At 68.5% G+C, this 17,214-nt stretch carries 14 protein-coding genes; 2 read left to right on the top strand and 12 right to left on the bottom strand.

All coding sequences use genetic code 11. The annotated features are described in order from the left end of the window. Window positions 1-259: 259 nt before the first annotated feature. From AMK22_RS40260 to AMK22_RS39705, 5 genes are all read right to left on the bottom strand, one after another. Window positions 260-463 carry a hypothetical protein gene (locus AMK22_RS40260; protein ID WP_073790565.1) on the bottom strand — a complete coding sequence of 68 codons (204 nt, stop codon included), beginning with the start codon at window positions 461-463 and terminating at the stop codon, window positions 260-262. A gap of 224 nt (window positions 464-687) precedes the next feature. Beyond that, window positions 688-2,142 (bottom strand): hypothetical protein, encoded by a 1,455-nt coding sequence (locus AMK22_RS31255; RefSeq protein ID WP_107430684.1) that lies wholly within the window; start codon window positions 2,140-2,142, stop codon window positions 688-690. Between the two features lie 313 nt (window positions 2,143-2,455). After that, window positions 2,456-3,079 carry a hypothetical protein gene (locus tag AMK22_RS31260; RefSeq protein WP_242434220.1) on the bottom strand — a complete coding sequence of 208 codons (624 nt, stop codon included), beginning with the start codon at window positions 3,077-3,079 and terminating at the stop codon, window positions 2,456-2,458. Window positions 3,080-3,665: 586 nt separating this feature from the next. Then, complete coding sequence (locus AMK22_RS31265; RefSeq protein ID WP_158072098.1) at window positions 3,666-4,241, bottom strand: TetR/AcrR family transcriptional regulator; 576 nt, start codon at window positions 4,239-4,241, stop codon at window positions 3,666-3,668. After that, on the bottom strand, window positions 4,238-4,639 hold the full coding sequence (locus tag AMK22_RS39705; RefSeq protein ID WP_158072099.1) for a hypothetical protein: 402 nt from the start codon (window positions 4,637-4,639) through the stop codon (window positions 4,238-4,240). The genes AMK22_RS31265 and AMK22_RS39705 overlap by 4 nt, the downstream gene beginning before the upstream one ends. Before the next feature lie 929 nt (window positions 4,640-5,568). On the opposite strand from AMK22_RS39705, the gene AMK22_RS31280 reads away from it, so the two are divergent. Next, window positions 5,569-6,861, top strand: a complete 1,293-nt coding sequence (locus tag AMK22_RS31280) for an erythromycin esterase family protein (RefSeq protein ID WP_079186504.1) — start codon at window positions 5,569-5,571, stop codon at window positions 6,859-6,861. Between the two features lie 342 nt (window positions 6,862-7,203). Here the strand turns inward: AMK22_RS31280 and AMK22_RS31285 are convergent, their stop codons facing one another. The 6 genes from AMK22_RS31285 to AMK22_RS31310 form a co-directional block, all read right to left on the bottom strand. Next, window positions 7,204-7,788, bottom strand: coding sequence for an RBBP9/YdeN family alpha/beta hydrolase (locus AMK22_RS31285; RefSeq protein WP_073790570.1), 585 nt, complete (start codon window positions 7,786-7,788; stop codon window positions 7,204-7,206). Next, entirely contained in the window at window positions 7,785-9,116 is a 1,332-nt protein-coding gene (locus tag AMK22_RS31290) for an MFS transporter (RefSeq protein ID WP_073790571.1), read from the bottom strand. The genes AMK22_RS31285 and AMK22_RS31290 overlap by 4 nt, the downstream gene beginning before the upstream one ends. A 30-nt stretch (window positions 9,117-9,146) precedes the next feature. Further along, window positions 9,147-10,064 (bottom strand): TauD/TfdA dioxygenase family protein, encoded by a 918-nt coding sequence (locus tag AMK22_RS31295; protein ID WP_079186505.1) that lies wholly within the window; start codon window positions 10,062-10,064, stop codon window positions 9,147-9,149. 36 nt (window positions 10,065-10,100) lie between these two features. Further along, window positions 10,101-11,072: a quinone oxidoreductase family protein gene (locus AMK22_RS31300; RefSeq protein WP_073790573.1), complete on the bottom strand. Its 972-nt coding sequence runs from the start codon at window positions 11,070-11,072 to the stop codon at window positions 10,101-10,103. A 106-nt stretch (window positions 11,073-11,178) separates the two neighbouring features. Continuing rightward, a complete protein-coding gene (locus AMK22_RS31305) occupies window positions 11,179-12,237 on the bottom strand; it encodes a 3-keto-5-aminohexanoate cleavage protein (protein ID WP_073790575.1) in 1,059 nt (352 codons plus the stop codon). Window positions 12,238-12,611: 374 nt separating this feature from the next. Next, the gene (locus AMK22_RS31310) at window positions 12,612-13,487 is read right to left on the bottom strand and encodes an AraC family transcriptional regulator (RefSeq protein WP_242434222.1); all 876 of its coding nucleotides are present in this window, start codon (window positions 13,485-13,487) and stop codon (window positions 12,612-12,614) included. Window positions 13,488-14,029: 542 nt separating this feature from the next. On the opposite strand from AMK22_RS31310, the gene AMK22_RS31315 reads away from it, so the two are divergent. After that, on the top strand, window positions 14,030-15,535 hold the full coding sequence (locus tag AMK22_RS31315) for a long-chain-fatty-acid--CoA ligase (RefSeq protein ID WP_073790577.1): 1,506 nt from the start codon (window positions 14,030-14,032) through the stop codon (window positions 15,533-15,535). Between the two features lie 266 nt (window positions 15,536-15,801). On the opposite strand, the gene AMK22_RS31320 is transcribed toward AMK22_RS31315, so the two are convergent. Beyond that, window positions 15,802-17,178 carry a PP2C family protein-serine/threonine phosphatase gene (locus tag AMK22_RS31320; RefSeq protein ID WP_079186506.1) on the bottom strand — a complete coding sequence of 459 codons (1,377 nt, stop codon included), beginning with the start codon at window positions 17,176-17,178 and terminating at the stop codon, window positions 15,802-15,804. Window positions 17,179-17,214: the final 36 nt, after the last annotated feature.

Raw genomic sequence — 17,214 nt, forward strand, 5'->3', positions numbered from 1 at the left:
GCAGTACGGCCCGGAGCCGAGTCCGCGGCGAGCGGCACATCATCTGGCGCCGCATCGGCACGCACTCGGCAAACACTCGATCCTCACCGAGTCCTGAGCAGCCGGTGCGGCGTGCGAATTCGCACGTGAGTGTTCGAATCCATTCGAAGGGGAGCGCTTCAATCGAAGCGCTCGGTCGGGTTCCAGAGCTGAACGGCTCGCGTGCCGGCGGCCCACCGCCGAGAAGGTGGTGGGCGGCCGGCGATTCGGGCGTGGCGTGTCAGCCGGATTTGTTCACCGTGCCCGCCAGCTCGGTGCCGCGCTGGTCACCGTGACCCTGGGTCCGCCCGAAGCCCAGGCCTCGGCCGGGCTGCTCGCTCGGCACGACCGAGTTACCCGCCGAGCGCAGCGTTCTCATGACCGGTGGGGCGAACGACCGGCCGAGACCGCAGCAGCCGGGCTCGCCGATGTCCTCCGCGCCCACGGGGGCAGGGGCGTACGCACGAGTCCTGACCTCCGGACAGCCCGGCGCCGGGCTCACCCCGCAGTCCGCACGAGCCGTAGTGGCCGTGCTCACCTCCCGGTCGACCACCGTGCCACACCGTCGACGGCGGGGACTCGGGCCCGGCTTCACGGGTGTGGGGGCCCGTAGAAGTCCTGCAGGCTCGGTTCGACGCCATGACGTTGTCTGCCCCTCGTAGGCGTGCGTCAGCAGTTGTGCAGGATCTCCAGTCGCTGTCGTGCCACGTTCAGGTGTCGGTGGTCGAGCGTGGGCAGGGTGCGCAGCAGGCTGATCAGCTCGGGGCCGCACCCGCGGGCCTGCCGCGGGTCGCCGATCTGCGTCCAGCAGTAGTGGGCGCTCTTCACTGCGGCGATGACCTGTGGGGCGTCGGGCGACTGGTGGGCAAGGCGGGTCCGGCAGGCAGCGATCCACAAGTGGGTGGCCAGTACCCAATTGCCCTGCATCTTCGCGAGGTCCGCGCGGATCTCGGTCCACTGGGTGGCCTGAGGAGAGGTGACACCGTAGGTGGTCAGGGCATGCTGCTCCCACAGCTGGGCCAGTTGCATCGCCTCGGGGTACCGGTGCTGCTCGGCCAGTGCGTGGATGTACGGGCGCGGGTCGGTCTGGGGCGCCGCAACCGGCTGCTGGACCGCCGGAACGTGCTGGGCCGTGGGAGTCGAGGCCGCCACGGGGACCGGGTGCGGAGCCCCTACCGGGGCAGCGGGTTCCGTACGCTGCCGCTGCTGGTCGACGTCGTGACGACCAGGCCGGGGCGCCGGGGGCACGGGCGACTGTGGCATGGGGCAGGGGCCGAGCGCAGTTGGCTGCGGCGGCGAGCTTTGGAACAGGAATGAGGAGCCGGGCGCGGGCGGGGCCGGGCGCCGGTCGAGGCCGGGCATCGCCTCACCCGGCTCCTCCTGCTGCTGATCGTCTGCGAGTAGCAGCAGGTTCGTCCTCGGATGCTGGGGTTCGGTCTGCGGGGCGTTGATCTCCGGGATGTGCGGGAGGACCAGGGCACCGGGTGGGAGCGCCACGGAGCCGACGGTCTGTGCGTGCAGCCGGGCGTTCGTGGGCCGGTCGGGGGTGAGGCGCAGTTGCTCGACGAACGCTCGTGTGTAGGTGCTCACGCCGTTGCTGCCGGCGTAGCCGGGAGGGGTGATCACCCCATAGACCTCGGCGGCCGGGGGAGTGGCGAGTGCGCCGGGCTCCTGTAGGTGGGGCCATGCGTGCTTGTCCGCGGCGAGGTCGACCAGGACGGTCGTCAGTCCTGCGGGGCGGTGGCGCAGCTCGGTCCCCAGCCATTCCCAGGGCAGTGCGGTGTAGCGGATGGTGGATGCCGTGGTGTGCGTCAGTGCGAGGTAGAGCTGGTGGTCGCGGCGGGCGAGGGTGAGGCGGCCGGAGAGGTAGACGAGCAGCGGGCCCGGCGTGGCGGCGGCGCTGCGCAGTTTCATCAGCAGGGCCTGCTGGTCCTTGACGCCGTCGAGGTACGTAGTGTCGGCGGGCACGTTGCTGGCGAGCAGCACAGGCACGGGCACCATCGACAGGGCTGCGAGGTTGGCGCTGGGCTCGACCTGCACGGCGCGCCGTCGTATGGCGGTGTCACCCGCGATGAGGAGGACGTGCCCTCGCTGTTCCTGACCCGCCCCGGTGGTGGTTTGCATGTACTGCACCGTACTCATCAACAATGGTGATTCCGGCGGGGTTTCCCCATGGCGACAAGCAGATTCTGCCGCAAGGGGCGGCGGCCGCCGACGCGGTCCCGGTAGCCGCCTGCTGCCGGGTCCCACCAGCGGGCCACGGCCTTGACCACCGATGTCTCTGCGCGGGATCCGCACCTGACGAGCATGAAGTGCTGGGTGGTAGATCGCTGTCACGTGAAGACGGGCAGGTGCGGTTCGTGCGGATCAGTGGGCGCCGCGTTCGATGAGCAGTACATCGGTGGGGACGAGTCGGGGCCAGAGGGCGCTGAGCGGCTCAGTCGTGGAGAGTGACGTTGGGCAGCGGGCGGCCAGTAGCGTCGAACAGCGCGGCTCCACAATCGCAGCGCTCGTCGGCCAGGGTCTGGTCCGCCGGCAATTGCCAGACCAGCATCTGCGAGCAGTTCGGGCAGTTCAGGCTGACCAGGGTCTCTTCGGGTTCCGAGCCCCAGGCCCGCACCGGGAGGCCCTGGTGCGTCAACCCGGTCGGCTCACGCCCGTCGGTCAGCGCGACCAGTATCTCGTAGGTGTCGGTGCCGTTCTCCCACACCATGAGCGTGCAGCCGAGATCTGCCAGCACACCGGACAGATGATCGAGCTGACGGACCGGCAAATCACCGCGACGCAGAGTCGGGTCGGTCTCGGCCGCGTGCTGGACGACGTTGGTGTCGACGTCTGTCGGCTCCGCCCCGAAGGCCCGTACCCGACCAGCCACGAACGCCGCCAGCTGGCCGGGGTAATCCTCACCGGTCCAGTCCATCGTGAACATCACACTGTCGACGTGAACCCCGTGGGCCCGCTCGCCGGGGGTCAGGACCAGCTCTTCCAATTCTGTCACGACGATCACGCTATCAACTGCCCGGGCGGCGGACCGTACCGTTGTTGTGCCGTTGTCGTGCATGACCAACACCGGCCTCCGCGCGCCTATGCACGACCTCTGAGCCGAAGACTGCGGGCACAGGAGCAGGCAATACGCCCGACCCGATGACAAGGCGGGACGCCGACGCAGCCGGGGTACGGGAGCGGTCGGCGCCCGTCCCGTTCCCGATACGGGGCCGGAGCCCGGAACGGGAACGGGAACGGGAACGAGATCAGGCGTCCCAGGTGGTGTCCGGGGCGGCCCACCACCTGGGCCACGCGCTCCAGGCTCAGGCCCTGGCTAGTGCCGCTCCCGACAACGTTTGCCCCGTCGCACCGCCCGGCACGCACGCTCGCGGCGTTGGCCGAAAGCCCACGTAGCCCGCTACGAGGGCTTTCGGCCGCCTTGCGATCGCACGCACCGGACGCCGCTCCTTCCGGGCAAACCTTGCCGGTCACGGCACTAGAGTGCTGCGACCGGAAAGGTTCACCGGCTCGCGACGCCCGGCACGGCACCTCGCCGCGTTGTCGCATCAGCCGAGTACGTCCCGTACGAGGGCGGTCCTCCGCCTTGCGATGCACCGCACCGGACGCCGCGAGCTTCCCGGCAAACCTCTCCGGCCACAGCACTAGGTCGGCGGTCGTACGAGGCTGGCCAGTGCCTCGATCAGGAGGTCCGGTTCGAGCGACGGGTCGAGCGCTCGCTGGAGGAGATATCCGTCGATGGCCGCGGTGATGGTGACTGCAGCCGCCGCAGGAGCGGCTGCGCCCTGTTCGGTGAGCCATTCGAGCAGCCGGGTCCGCAGTTCGGCGAGAGAACCGGCGATCTCCTCCCGCAACCGGTCATCCCGGCCGGCGGCGACGAGCGACTCGAAGAGGAGCAGCAACTCCGGGTCTCGCGGGCCGCTGGCGGACAGACTGTTCAGCAGGTTGCCGATGGCTGTTCGCGGGTCCGTCTCCAGCAGGGCTTCACGGGCGGGGCCCTCGAAGAACGCCCGAATCCTCCGGATGGCGGCGATACGCCGGAGTTCGGCGATGCTGTTGACGTGATAGTGGACGACGCCCAGGTTCACGCCTGCGCGGTCCGCGACCCGGCGGCTGCTCACGTTGTCCCACCCGAGCTCAGGGATCAGGGAGGCCGCGGCGTCGATGAGCTTCTCGCGTGTCTCCGCCGGGCGGGACACGCGCCGGTCGTCGGCGCTCACAGCCGCATCCCCTGGATGCCGATCACCACGATCACCCCGGCCGAAGCCAGCGCGATCGCCTCCAGGACGAGCAGCTGAACCGGAATGGGGTCGGGCACAACAGGGAAGACCTCGCCGAGGTCGGCCGCGAAGACCCCGACGTACAGCAGGCCCAGTACCAGTGCTGCCACGAACGCCCAGCCCTGGTTCGCCAACGCGAAACCGGCCACGACAAAGCTGGCCAGTCCGAGTGTGGTCAGGAACACGTTGAAGCAGTTGTACTGCCACCGGGGCAACGGCGCGAAGTCACGCGTGTCGATCAGTTTGCCCGGGACCATAGGAATCAGTAGAAGGGCCTCCCATACCAGCAGTGCCGCAATCAGCGTCGCCAAGAAGGACTGGCTCATCGTGCTGTTCACCTCCAATAGTTTCATCCACCTGTTTGGACGATAGTCCAGGACGGTCGTCCAAACAAACGCGCGGACAAGTCGGCACGGGATGGGTGGGCGTTGCTGTGCGCGCAGATCCGCCGGAGCGGGAGTGTGGCCGCCGTCGCCCGTCAGGGCACTCGCGTCGCCGTCCGAGCCCCCGCGGCCGAGCCCGTCCAACCTGTTCGGGGCGGGCCCGGCCTGTATGCCAAGGCCGTTCGTGACTCTTCCGCGCGGGGAACGGCGAGCAACGCTGGAAGCACAGAAGCCAAGCCGGTGGTGGTGGCCGAGGTGGGCGTCTCCCGCGCGTGTCTGTCCGCACCACCAACGCCGCGCATCGCAGCGCCCGCGCCCTCGGCGAACGCGCCGCCGCCGAACTCCAGCAACGCCGGCGCACCCTGCAGCACGTCGCCCTCAGCCCCGACCGCATCGGCGCCATCACCCGCGCCGCCATCGCCCGTGCCGCCCTCGTCCTCGACGAACTCGCGCGTCCACCTCGGACTTCGCGAGGACCGCCTCGCCTGGCAGGACGTGGTCGAGCCGGCCTGCGAACTGCTGGCCCGCACGTCGTCACGCACACCACGCGCCAACCTGCGGGAGACCCGGGACCGGCCGACGGGGGCCGCCGCACCATCCCGCCGCGGCCACGTATCCCAACCCGGCGACGCGGCCCGAGCAGCCCCGGCCCCGACACCCCGGCTACCTCGGTGCCCACCACGTCGGCGGCGCCACCGGCCGCCGCCCACCGACATGGCAATCTTCAGCAATTTTCTCTGACGAGGTTCGTCGGCAGACGTGGCGCGCCGTTGGCCCAGTGGCCCGGCGTCGGTCGCGTCTGTGCGTCGTCGCGTCGCTCGTCCGCCCGTGTGCGAATGAGTGACTGTGTCCTGAACCTCCGAGCCGAGAAATGAGCTCTACTTGTGCCTGTTCAGCCTTCTTCCCGCACCGTGCTTGCCGATTGGTTCCGCGAGCACTCCAGCACTCTGACCACCCTTGATCCCGAACAGTCCCTCGACGACCTCGAAGGGCTCCGGGAGATCGTCGGCGATGCCCGGGTCGTGGCAGTCGGTGAGGGCGCCCACTTCGTCGAAGAGTTCTCGCGCGCACGCCAACGGGTGCTGCGCTTTCTCGCCGAACGATGTGGATTCACCGTCTTCGCGATGGAGTTCGGCTTCAGCGAAGCCTTCCCGCTCGACCAGTGGCTGCAGGGCGAGGGAGACGACGGTGACCTCGCGAAGGTGAGCCGGGCCGCCGCAGATCTCATGCACTGGCTGCGCCACCACAACCGCACCAGCGGACACCCCTTGCGCTTCGCCGGCCTCGACATCCCCGAGGCCGGCGGGGCGCTACGACCTGCCCTGGAGCCGGTGGTCGAATACCTGCGCGAAGTCGACCCCGACGCACTCCCCCTCGTCGATACGGTCCTGGAGATCAGCGACCGGTTCCTCAGTGGCCGCGGTTCCGGCGCTGCGGCCGCGCCCGCATGGGCCGGCCTGGAGACCGCCGAGCAGAACAAACTGACCGCCACGCTGGCGCGACTGTCGTTGCGGCTGCGCGCCGTCGAACCGCTCTACGTCTCCCGCAGCAGCCAGAGCCGCTTCGACATCGCCCGGCGCCGGGTGGAAGCGGCCTGCCACACCGACTACATGTTCCGGGCAAGCGACGCCCTGATGTCCGGGCGGGGCCTGGCCGCGGACCTGTCGGTGCGAGAGATCTACCTGGCCGAGTCCCTGCGCTGGCACCTGGACCACGCCGAACCGGGGACCCGGATCGTCCTCGCAGCGCACAACAACCACATCCACAGGACGGCGTTTTCTCTGGAGTTCGGCGGCAGCTGTCTCACCACACTGCCCATGGGTCAGCACCTGCAGCGGACCTTCGGCCAGGACTACCGCGCCGTGGCGCTCGTCCACACCGCCGACCACGTGCCGGAGATGCACCCCGACCCAGAAGCCGCAGTGGGCTTCACCCTCGCCGAAGCACACCTCGAGCCTGCCGTGCCCGGCAGCGTCGAGGCCGCTCTCACCGACGCCGGACTCGCCGACCGGATCACCTTGACCGACCTGCGCCACGCACCGCGCGACGAACAGGGGGCGCCACCGCTCAACGGGATCCGGTTCCAGAGCTCCCACCTGAGCACCCCGGTCCCTGAGGCGTTCGATGCCGTGCTCGCCGTCCCGACGGTTACCCGGGATCGCACAGTGCGCTTCTGACCAGCCTGAACCCGAGCAGGTGGGGCCTCCGTCCGGAGACCCCACCTGCCTACGGCTCAAGGAAGCGGATTCGGTGCCGCCCGCACTAGACACGGGATGCGCAACTCGCGCGGGTGCAGTCGACCGGGCCCACCAGAACGTCACTGAAAACTTCAACCCCTTACTACAGAGCGGTCTGCGAGCCCCGGGACCTGGGCTTGAGGTCGTGCGAGTGGGACCGGTGCAGAGCCGGCGCCTACGGGACGGCCCGCTCATACGTGTCTGAAGATGCGTGCTCGACCGGCCAACGCCTCCCTCCTGTCCGAGGACGGGCAAGAGGGAGTGCGAGGAAGCCGCCGCGGGTCAGGTGGGCAGGCCGGACGAGGTTCGGACGAGCTCGCGGACGAGCTCCTCCGCCCGAGGCCATTCGCCGTAACCGGAGGCAGGGTTGAGGTGCCCGACGGGGCCGAGGACCACGAGGCGGCTCCCCCATGCCCGGGCGAGACCGGCGACGCGATCGGCATCGGCCAGGGGGTCGTTCGTGCTGGCCGCGACGATGCTGGGGAAGGGCAGGGGGGTTCGCGGTGTTGGCGTCCAGCCGTTTTCGCGCAAGGCTTCCGGACTTGGGTAACCCTCCGGCAGCAGGGTGTCGAAGTCCGGCGGCGCAGCCAACAGCGCCCCTTTGACAGAACGCTGGTGTCGTTGCGCCCAGTGCACGGTGCTCATCACCCCGGCGCTGTGGGCGACCAGCACAACCGGGCCGGAGATGTCCAACAGCACCTCGTCCAGGGCTGCGACCTGAGCGTCGCAGCTCAGCCTGTCCCTCTCCAGCGGAGGAACCGTACGGGTGTTTTCGATCTTGTTGCCGAGGATGGTCTGCCAGTGGTCCGACACGTGGTCACGTAGTCCGGGGACGATCACGACCGTCGGCGATGCGGTGAGGTTCATGACTGCAACGCCGGGGTCCTGAGGGCGAGGTCCGGGAGCAGCCCCAGGCGGCGCAGATCTCTTTCGTAGAAGGACTTGCCGATGACGAAAGCCGCGCAGCCCGCGAGCGAGACGAGCGGGACCACCTGCAGGGCACCGAGCAGACCGATATGGTCCGCGAGTACGCCTGTCACTGCGGGCCCCGGGGCAAGCCCGAGGAGGCTGTTGGCCAGGGTGAGCGTGGCCATGGCCGTCGCCGCGATGGCGGCAGGGGTCAGATTCGCCACCATGGCGGCCGCCGGGCCGGAGGTACCGGCGGCCACCAGGGTCCCGGCGGCGATCAGCACGAGTTGCAGCGAGCCGGTCGGCAGGTGGAATCCGGTCATCAGCAGCACGAGCGACCCGAGACTGCAGGCGATCGCGACGGTCCACTTCCGGCTCCCGGTCCGTCGGCTGAGGCGGTCCGCGACGACCCCGCACAGGACCATGCCGGTGCCGCTGATCAGCGCAAAGACACCGGCAACCAGGCCGGCCTTCGCGGAGGCCATGGAGTAGTAGCGGTTGAGGAAGCTGGGCATCCAGGCCAGCAGGGCCATCGCGATGAACAACTGCATTCCGCTGCCGATGTAGGCGCAGATGACGGAGACCGAGGAGAACAGCCGCGGGAGCAGGGTCCGGACGGAGGCGTGTTGCCCGGACGTGCTGCCGTGCTTGCCGGAGGCCGGCCCGAGCCTCTTCTCGGTGACCACGAGGCCGTAGAGGACGGTCAGGACCAGGCCGAAGATTCCCATGACGCCGAACGCCCAGCGCCAGCCGTATGCCTGCGCCAGGGCACCGCCGGCCGACACAGCCAGCACAGAACCGAACGACCCTCCCGCCATGAACGCGCCGGCGAGTGTGGCCCGCAGACGGATGGGGAAGACGCTGAGGACCACCGCGATACCGACGCTGCCGTAGGCCGCCTCTCCGACGCCCACGATGAACCGGCCCAGGAACATCTGGCCGTAGCCGGCGGAAACGGCACAGCCCAGCGTCGCCAGGCTCCACACCAGTGCGGCGATGACCAGGCTCTTGACCCTGCCCCAGCGGTCCGCCAGCAGCGACAGAGGAAAGGCGAGCACACCGACCATCAGGGCCACGATGCCACTGAGCGACCCCAACTGGGCGTCGGAGAGCAGCCATTGCGCCTTCAGCAGGGGAAAGACCACGTTGAGGACCTGCCGCGACATGTAGTCGGACAGCAGGAGCCCGAAACTCAGGGCGAACACCAGCCAGGCGTAGCCGCGGGCTACGGCTGGTTCGGCGGGACACGTGTCCGGCACTGTCGTGCCGGTCGTGTGCAGTCCCATGGGCGTTACCTTTCCGTCGCTGCTCAGGGCTCAGAAGGGTGTGTCGCCGACGATTCCGGCACGCTCCATCTTGCGGACGGCGGGCCAGTAGTCCTGGACGGCGTAGTGCTGTGTGGAGCGGTTGTCCCAGATGGCGACGCTGTTCTTCTGCCAGCGCCAGCGCACCTGGTACTCGGGGACGGCCGCCTGGCTGATCAGGTAGGTCAGCAGGTTGCCCGCCCCGGGGGCGTAGTCCTGGCCGAAGCGGACGTTCTCGGGCGTGTGGTAGTTGACGAAGTGCGTGGTGAAGGCGTTGACGAAGAGGATCTTCTCGGCGGTCGCCGGGTGGGTACGGACCACCGGGTGTTCCGGATCGGGGAACTGGGCCTTCAACTGGTGGCGCCGCTCCATCGGCATGCAGGCGCCGAAGGTCGCCTCGATGCTGTGCCGTGCGCGCAGGCCGGCGATCTGCGTCTTGATGTGCTCGGGCAGCCTGCGGAAGGCCTCGGCCATGTTGACCCAGATCGTGTCACCGCCCACCTCGGGCGTCTCCACGCAGCGCAGCACCGCTCCCATGGGAGGGCATTCACGCCAGGTCGCGTCGCAGTGGAGCGCGTTCTCGTAGTGCTCGGGTTTGCTGTTCAGATCCTTGTAGATGCGCACCAGCCCCGGGTGGTCCGGGTCGCTGCCGAGCACCGGGTGGTTCTCCAACGGGCCGAGGCGGGAGGCGAAGGCGACGTGCTCGGCGCGGGTGATGTCCTGGTCGCGCAGGAAAAGGACCTTGTACTGCAGGAGCAGATTCTTGATCTCGGCGAACAGGTCGTCGTCACGGCCGGCGTCGCCGAGGTTCACGCCGACGAGCTCGGCGCCGATGGTGCAGGTCAGCGGCTCAACCCTGATCGAGGTGCGAAGGACACCCGGGCGCACCAGGGCAGGCGTGTGTTCCCTCGGGCGGACGGTCTGGGACATGTGCTCACTCCTGGGTTGACGTGCGGGGCACGGCGTTCAGAGGACGAAGACGGAAGATCCCGTGGTCCGTCCGGCTTCCAGATCGCGGTGTGCCTGTACTGCGTCCTGGAGGGCGTAGCGCTGGTTGATCTCGATCGTGATGCGGCCGGACGAGACGTGTCCGAACAGTTCGCCCGCCAGGGCATCCCGTTCGGCGGGTTCGGCGATGTAGTCGGCCAGCGCGGGCCGGGTGACGAACAGCGAGCCATGGATGGCCAGTTGCATGGCGTCGAGCGGTGGGACACCGGAGGCGGTTCCGAAGCACACCAGCAGGCCGCGGCGCTGCAGCGAGGCCATGGATTCGGCGACGGTGTCCCTTCCGATGCTGTCGAAGACGACCGGAACGCCCTTGCCGTCGGTCAGCTCGCGCACCCGCTCGGCCACGTTCTGGCGCCGGTAGTAGATGATGTGATCGCAGCCATGGGCCCGGGCGATGTGTGCCTTCTCCTCGCTGGAGACCGTGCCGATCACGGTGAGGCCGAGCAGCTTCGCCCATTGGGAGAAGATGAGGCCGACGCCGCCGGCCGCTGCGTGAAGCAGCACAGTGTCGCCGGACTTCAGTGGGTGGATTTGACGCAAAAGGTAGGCCGAGGTGAGTCCTCGCATGGTCATCGCAGCGGCGGTCTCGCAGCTGATCTCCTCCGGCAGCTTCATCAGCGAGTCCGCGGGCATGACCCGCTCCGTGCTGTAAGCGCCCAGTGGGCTGCCGGTGTAGGTCACCCGGTCGCCCTCGGCGACGTGACGCACGCCCTCTCCCACGGCCTCGATGACACCGGAAGCCTCGACGCCGAGGCCTGCGGGCAGCGGGGCCGGGTACAGGCCGGTGCGGAAGTAGGCGTCGGCGAAGTTGAGTCCGACGGCGACGTGCCGGATCCGTACCTCGCCCGGGCCCGGGTCGCCGACGGTGGACTCCTCCCACCGCAGGACGTCAGGGCCGCCGGTTTCGTGGAAGCGAATGGCGTGTGCCATGAGAGTTGCTCCGTTTGCTCGTGTGTGGGCATGGGCGGTTGCGGGCCGCCTTGGGCCGGCTGAGGTGGATGCCTTGTCGCCCCGCGACCGCTGCTCGTGGACCGGGTCAGCTCTTGACGTCGCGCAGCATGGGGCCGCGCCGGCCGGGGCGACGGTTGGGCACCATGCCGAGGTGGGCCAGGGTCTCGTCGGCGTCCGAGTACCACTCGCCGATCTTGTAGATCTTCTTCGCCTCCGGTCCGGTGGCGATCTCCCGGCCGAGCACGTCGGCGATCTGGACCATCTGTTCAACCTGCTCCACGGAGGACATCCGCTCGCCCTTGTGGCGCCACAGGTTGTCTTCGTTGCCTACTCGCACGTGCGTGCCCAGTGCGATACCGATGGCGTTCATCGGTGCCACCGCACGCATGGATGCCTCGATGGTGAGCACGGCGCCGTCCGGGACGCGGCGGATGAACTCGATCAGGTCGGCCGGGTGCCGGCCGGCGAACCCACCGCCGATGGCGACGTAGTTGAGCACCAGCGGCCCGTTGTAGATGCCCTTGCGGATCAGCCGCTCCACGGTCTCCAACTGTGCTATGTCGGCGAGTTGGAAGTGCGGCTGGATGTTGTTGGCGCGCAGGCGCTCGAGGTGCTCGAGGTAGAACTCCGGTCCGGCCTCGACCACCATGTCCCGGTAGGCCTTGTAGTACGTCGGCTTGGCGATCGAGGTGCCCTCGATGTCCTCGTCGTCGAAGAGCTCGACGATGTTCATCTGGTTGGTGTTGATCGCGATCGTCACCTGGTCGGGACGGGGGGTGATCTCGGCCAGCATGTGGCGGGTGTCGTAGCTGAGCCACTTGGCGTCGGCACCCTCGTCCTCGGGGGCGAATGAGATCGACCCGCCGATCTGCAGGACCATGTCGGGCACGGCCTCGCGCAGCCGGGCCACCAGCTCGTTGAACATGGACATGCGCTTGGATCCGTGACCGTTCAGCTCGCGCACGTGGATGTGCAGAACCGTGGCGCCGGCGTTGTAGCAGTCGACCGCCGCCTGCACGTGCTCGTCCATGGTGAGTGGGAGGTCATCGGCGTCACCGGGCAGCCACTCCGGCCCGTAGGGCGCGGCCTGGATGACCAGTTTCTCCTGGTTCTCCGGGTACAGGGAGTCGTCGAAGAAGTGCATGGTCCGTCTCCTTTGAGGATCGGTCTTCACTTGCTGCACACATCGCTGCCGGCGATGCCAAGCCCTGGGGCGTGGCGAGAGGTGGAGTGGATGGCAGAGGGGATTTCCGGGCTCGCCGGACAGCCGGATACGATCAGCGGGTTCCGGGCAGATGCGGCTGCGGGCAGGATCCCTGCTCGCCCCGTGGGGCCGGGAGCCCCCCTTGCGGTAGTGACACATTAAGGGCCGGCCAGGCGGCATGCTTGACGACAGGTGACATCTGATTTACCACTTGGGGACCGCCCTTCCCCGCCGGCTCGCGCCGCCGGCTCAGGGGGTTCGGCCGAGGTCGCGTGAGCGATCACGGTCCCCGGCAGCGGGTTGACCGCCGGTGCTCATTCCTCGGCGCAGAGTTGCTGCCCGGCCCTTTGGCGGCGCCACTCCCGGGGGCTGCAGCCGAACCGCTCGCTGAACCAGCGGGAGAAAGCGCTGGATGCGGAGAATCCCAGCAGTCTGGAGATCTCTGTCAACGAGCGGCGCGGGTTCGCCACCAGCTGTTCGGCGAGCTGGGTACGCGTCGCGTTGAGCAGGGAGGAGAAGGTCTCGCCCGAGGCCGACAGATGCCGGTGAACGGTCCTCCGGTCGACGCCGAGGCTGCATGCGACCTGCTCGATCGAACAGCGCCCGGTCGGCAGCAGGACTTCGATCAGCTCGCGCACACGGTCCAGCACGGTCGTGTCCTTCGAGACGGCGATGGACTCGAAATACTGCCGGGCGTAGGTCCGCAGCAGTGGGTCCGACATGGGGTTGGGAGTGTCGAGGTCGCTGGCGTAGAAGACGATCCCGTTGAAATCCCGGTCGAATTCCACGGCAGGGCCGAAGAAGCGCCGGTGTGTCCGGGTGTCGGCTGGAGCGCTGTGTGTGAAACACACGGCCACCGGCTGCCACCGAGTACCGAGGAAGGTGCGGAGGACCCGATGGAAGGAGCCCACCGCCAGCTCCACGGCCTGGCGAGCCGCCATCGTCTCCCCGAGGTTGAGGCTCACCTTGAGGGTGGCCAGGCCGTTCGCCCCGGAGAGCCGGCTGCGGAGCATCTCGTTGTACATGTACTCATGACGGACCAGGAGCTCCAGTATGCTGCGGACGTCGGGCTCCTCGCGGATGACCAGGCTGATGCGGCCGAGGTTGGAGAAGCGGCGGCGCTCGGCAAGGAGCAGTCCGAAGTCCACGCGATGTGAGGCGGTCGCCGAGAGCTCGAGCAACTGGGCCACGGCCACGCCGCAAGATCCATCTGTCCTGGACCGTGAGATCGACGTGGTTCAGGCCCACATGCTTCATCAGGGACCGCGGGTCGATACCGAGCGACTGGCTGACCTCGACGTAGTTGCTCAGCGCGGCGTTGCGGACGAGGGGCTTCATGGGCGCACTCCCAAGGCTCTGTCCCCAGTTGATAAGTCGGATGTCACGTCAGGTCAAGCGGTGAGCCTGGTCGTGACCTAGCGTTGCACCACCGCGATGGAGCTTGCTGTCCGTATCCCAGTCCCGACCGACAGGAAATTCGACGGAGCACACCATGGCAAAGAGTCCAACCGTTGACCAGACCCGGAATGCGGTAAGGAACCTCGATTCGGATGGCGTTGGGCGGAAATGCCGGCGCCGAAGTCGTGGGGTTCATCCGCGGGGAGAGGAGAAGGGGCGTGCGTGCGGTTCTCGGTCCCCGGTCAGCGAGGATTCGCCCGGCTCCGGCTCGGGGCCTCGGCGGCCCCCGCCGCCTCCGGGCGCCGTCATCCACCCAGATCCTAGGGGAGACCGAATGAACAACCTGGCCATGCTCCTGGCGGAGTCGGCATGGGTCGAAAGCGACCGGGTCGCCGTTCGCCAGGACGATCTGGCCCTCACCTATGCCCAGCTGAACGACAGGAGCGCCAGGGTCGCCACGCTGCTGCACGCCAAGGGTGTCCGGCCGGAAGATCGGGTGGCGTTGGTCATGCCCAACGCCACCGAATTTCCCGTTGCGTACTACGGCGTCCTTCGTGCCGGCGGCGTGGTCGTGCCGATGAATCCGCTGTTGAAGGCCCGTGAAATAGCTTTCGTTCTTCGGGACTCGGGATCCCGGATCGTGCTGGCGTGCCCCCCGTTCGCAGGCGAGGTCGCTGTGGCGGCGACAGAGGTCGGGGTCGAATGCCTGGTCATGGATCCGACGGCCTTCGGCTCCCTGATGCAGGCCACCGACCCGATGCCCCGGGTCGTCGACCGTGCGGGGGATGACACGGCCGTGATCCTTTACACCTCGGGCACAACAGGGATCCCGAAGGGCGCCGAGTTGACCCACCGCAACCTGATGACCAACGCGGCCACCGCGGCCGAAACGTTGCTCCATGTCGGGCCGAACGACGTCCTGTTCGGTGGCCTGCCACTGTTCCATGCCTTCGGACAGACCTGCGCTCTCAACACCGCGATCGCTGCCGGGGCGACTCTGACCTTGTTGCCGCGGTTCGATTCCGCAAAGGCGCTGGAGATCACGCATCGGGACGGGGTCACTGTCTTCCTCGGCGTCCCCACGATGTATACGGCTCTGCTCCACGCCGGGATCCCCGACGGCTACGATCTCTCCCGACTGAACTTGGCCGTTTCCGGAGGCGCTTCCCTGCCGGTTGAGGTGCTCCAGCGTTTCGAGCGGGAGTTCGGCGTCACCGTGCTCGAAGGCTACGGACTCTCGGAGACCGCGCCCGTCGCCGCATTCAACCCTCCGGACCGGCCGCGCAAGGCCGGCTCGATCGGACTGCCCATCCGCGGAGTCGAACTCGAGCTCGTCGCGGATGATGGCACCACCGTGGGACCGGGTGAGGTCGGCGAGATCACGATCCGCGGCGAGAACGTCATGAAGGGCTACTGGAACCGTCCGGAGGCGACTGCAGAAGCGATCCGGGACGGGTGGTTTCACAGCGGCGATCTCGCCCGTGTCGACGAGGACGGTTACTACTTCATCGTCGACCGGAAGAAGGACCTCATCATCCGTGGCGGATACAACGTCTATCCGCGCGAGATCGAGGAGGTGCTCTACGAACACCCCGCCGTCGCCGAAGCCGCTGTCGTAGGCGTGCCGCACGAGACCCAGGGAGAGGAGGTGGCCGCCGTGGTGACGCTCCGGAACGGTGCACAGGCCACCGCCGATCAGATACGTGACTACGTCAAACAGCGGGTTGCTGCCTATAAGTACCCACGGATCGTCACATTCACCGATGGGCTTCCCAAGGGAGCAACGGGCAAGATTCTCAAGCGGGAGATCGTCGTCGAACAGCAGGCGTCCAAGGCCTGAATGGCCAGGTTCCGTAGTGGCCTTCGTGCCAGGGCGGCGACGCAGAACTCCGGCGTGGTGGCGTCCGCCGATCACGAAGACCTCCCCGGAAAAACGCGAGGAGCGCGCTGAGCCGCAGCACACCGGGAATGGAACGGCGGTCTGGCCGGCGCCGACGCAGACTGCGGCTGCCGGGAGGGGAAGCGTGCAACTCACCGCCGAGTGGCGCTCGGTGGCGTGGGCGGTGTTGCGGGAAGGGCCGGTCCGATCCGATTGACTCCTCATCGTCAAACGGTTTGGCCGTTCCCGCTGTTCGCGCCGGCGTGCGCTCGTCGGATGGCGGGTGGGGTGCGCAGGGCGAGGATGGCCAGGTCGTCGTGGCCGTCGCTGGGGTGGCGGTCGGCGAGGAAGTGCACGAAGTCGTCCAGCGGCAGGCGGACATGGCCGGCGGCGAGTTCGGCGAGTTGGGCCAGGCCGTGGTCGATGGAGTGGCCGCGGTGTTCGACGAGCCCGTCGGTGAAGAAGACCACGGTGGCCCCGGCGGGCACGGGGTGGATGTGGTCGGGACGGGGCTGGTCGGTGTTGACCGCGAGGGGCAGGCCCGGCTCGGCGTGGAGATACTTCGTGTGCCCGTCGGGGCTGATCAGGAGCGGGGGGAGGTGGCCGGCCGTGCTCCAGTGCAGCCTCCAGCCGTCTTCTGCGGGCTCGATACGGGCCAGGCAGGCGGTAGCGACGGGCAGGTCGGTGATGTCGTGCAGGGTGCGGTCGAGCTGGGCGAGGACAGAACTGGGCGGGGTGAGGCGGTCGTAGAGCAGGGCTCGCAGCATGCTGCGGGTCTGGGCCATGGCGGCGGCTGCGCGCAGGTCGTGGCCGACGACGTCGCCGATCACGACGGCGCACGTGTGGTCGGGCAGCCACAGGGCGTCGTACCAGTCCCCGCCGAGATGGCCGGGACTGGGAGCCGGGCGGTAGATGGCGGCGCCGGTGAAGGGGCGCAGGTCGGGCAGGGTGGGCAGCAGGAGGCGCTGGAAGTGTTCGGCGCTGGTGCGGACCTGCTCGAACAGGCTGACGTTCTCGATGGCGATGCCGGCGGCGCCGGCCAGGGCGACGACGATGTCCTCGTCGTCGCGGTCGAAGGGCTGCCCGTCACGGCGTTCGGACATGTAGAGGTCGCCGTAGATGGTGCCGCGGACACTGATGGCGACGCCCAGGAGGGTGCGCATGCGCGGGTGGCCGGGCGGGAATCCGACCGAGGCGGGATGGGAGCGGATGTCGTCGACGCGCAGGGGCTCGGGGTGGTGGATCAGATGTCCGAGAACACCGCGGCCGCGGGGGAGCTCGATGTCGGCCAGGTCGTTGCGCTCGGATTCCGACAGGCCTGCCGTGATGAACTGCTCCAGTTGCTCGCCGGACTCGTCCAGCACGCCCAGCGCGCCGTAGCGGGCGCCGACCAGGTCCTTGGCAGTGGTCACGATGCGGTGCAGGACCGCGGGCAGATCCGTCTCCTGGCTGATCGCCAGCACCGCGTTCAGCAGCCCCTGCAGCCGGTCCTTGGCGGTGGCCAGCTCCCGCAGCTGCGCGGCGATCTGGTCCAGCTGGCGATCCAGCCGCAGCCTCAGGTCAATGTGCGGCTGCTCGGGTTCTTCCTGCCTGCCCGCCATCATGACCGCCCGGCCACTGCATCCGCACCGCGGTGACGC

Origin of the sequence: Streptomyces sp. CB01580 (assembly GCF_001905795.1) — a bacterium.
In the GTDB taxonomy this organism is placed as follows: Bacteria; Actinomycetota; Actinomycetes; order Streptomycetales; family Streptomycetaceae; genus Streptomyces.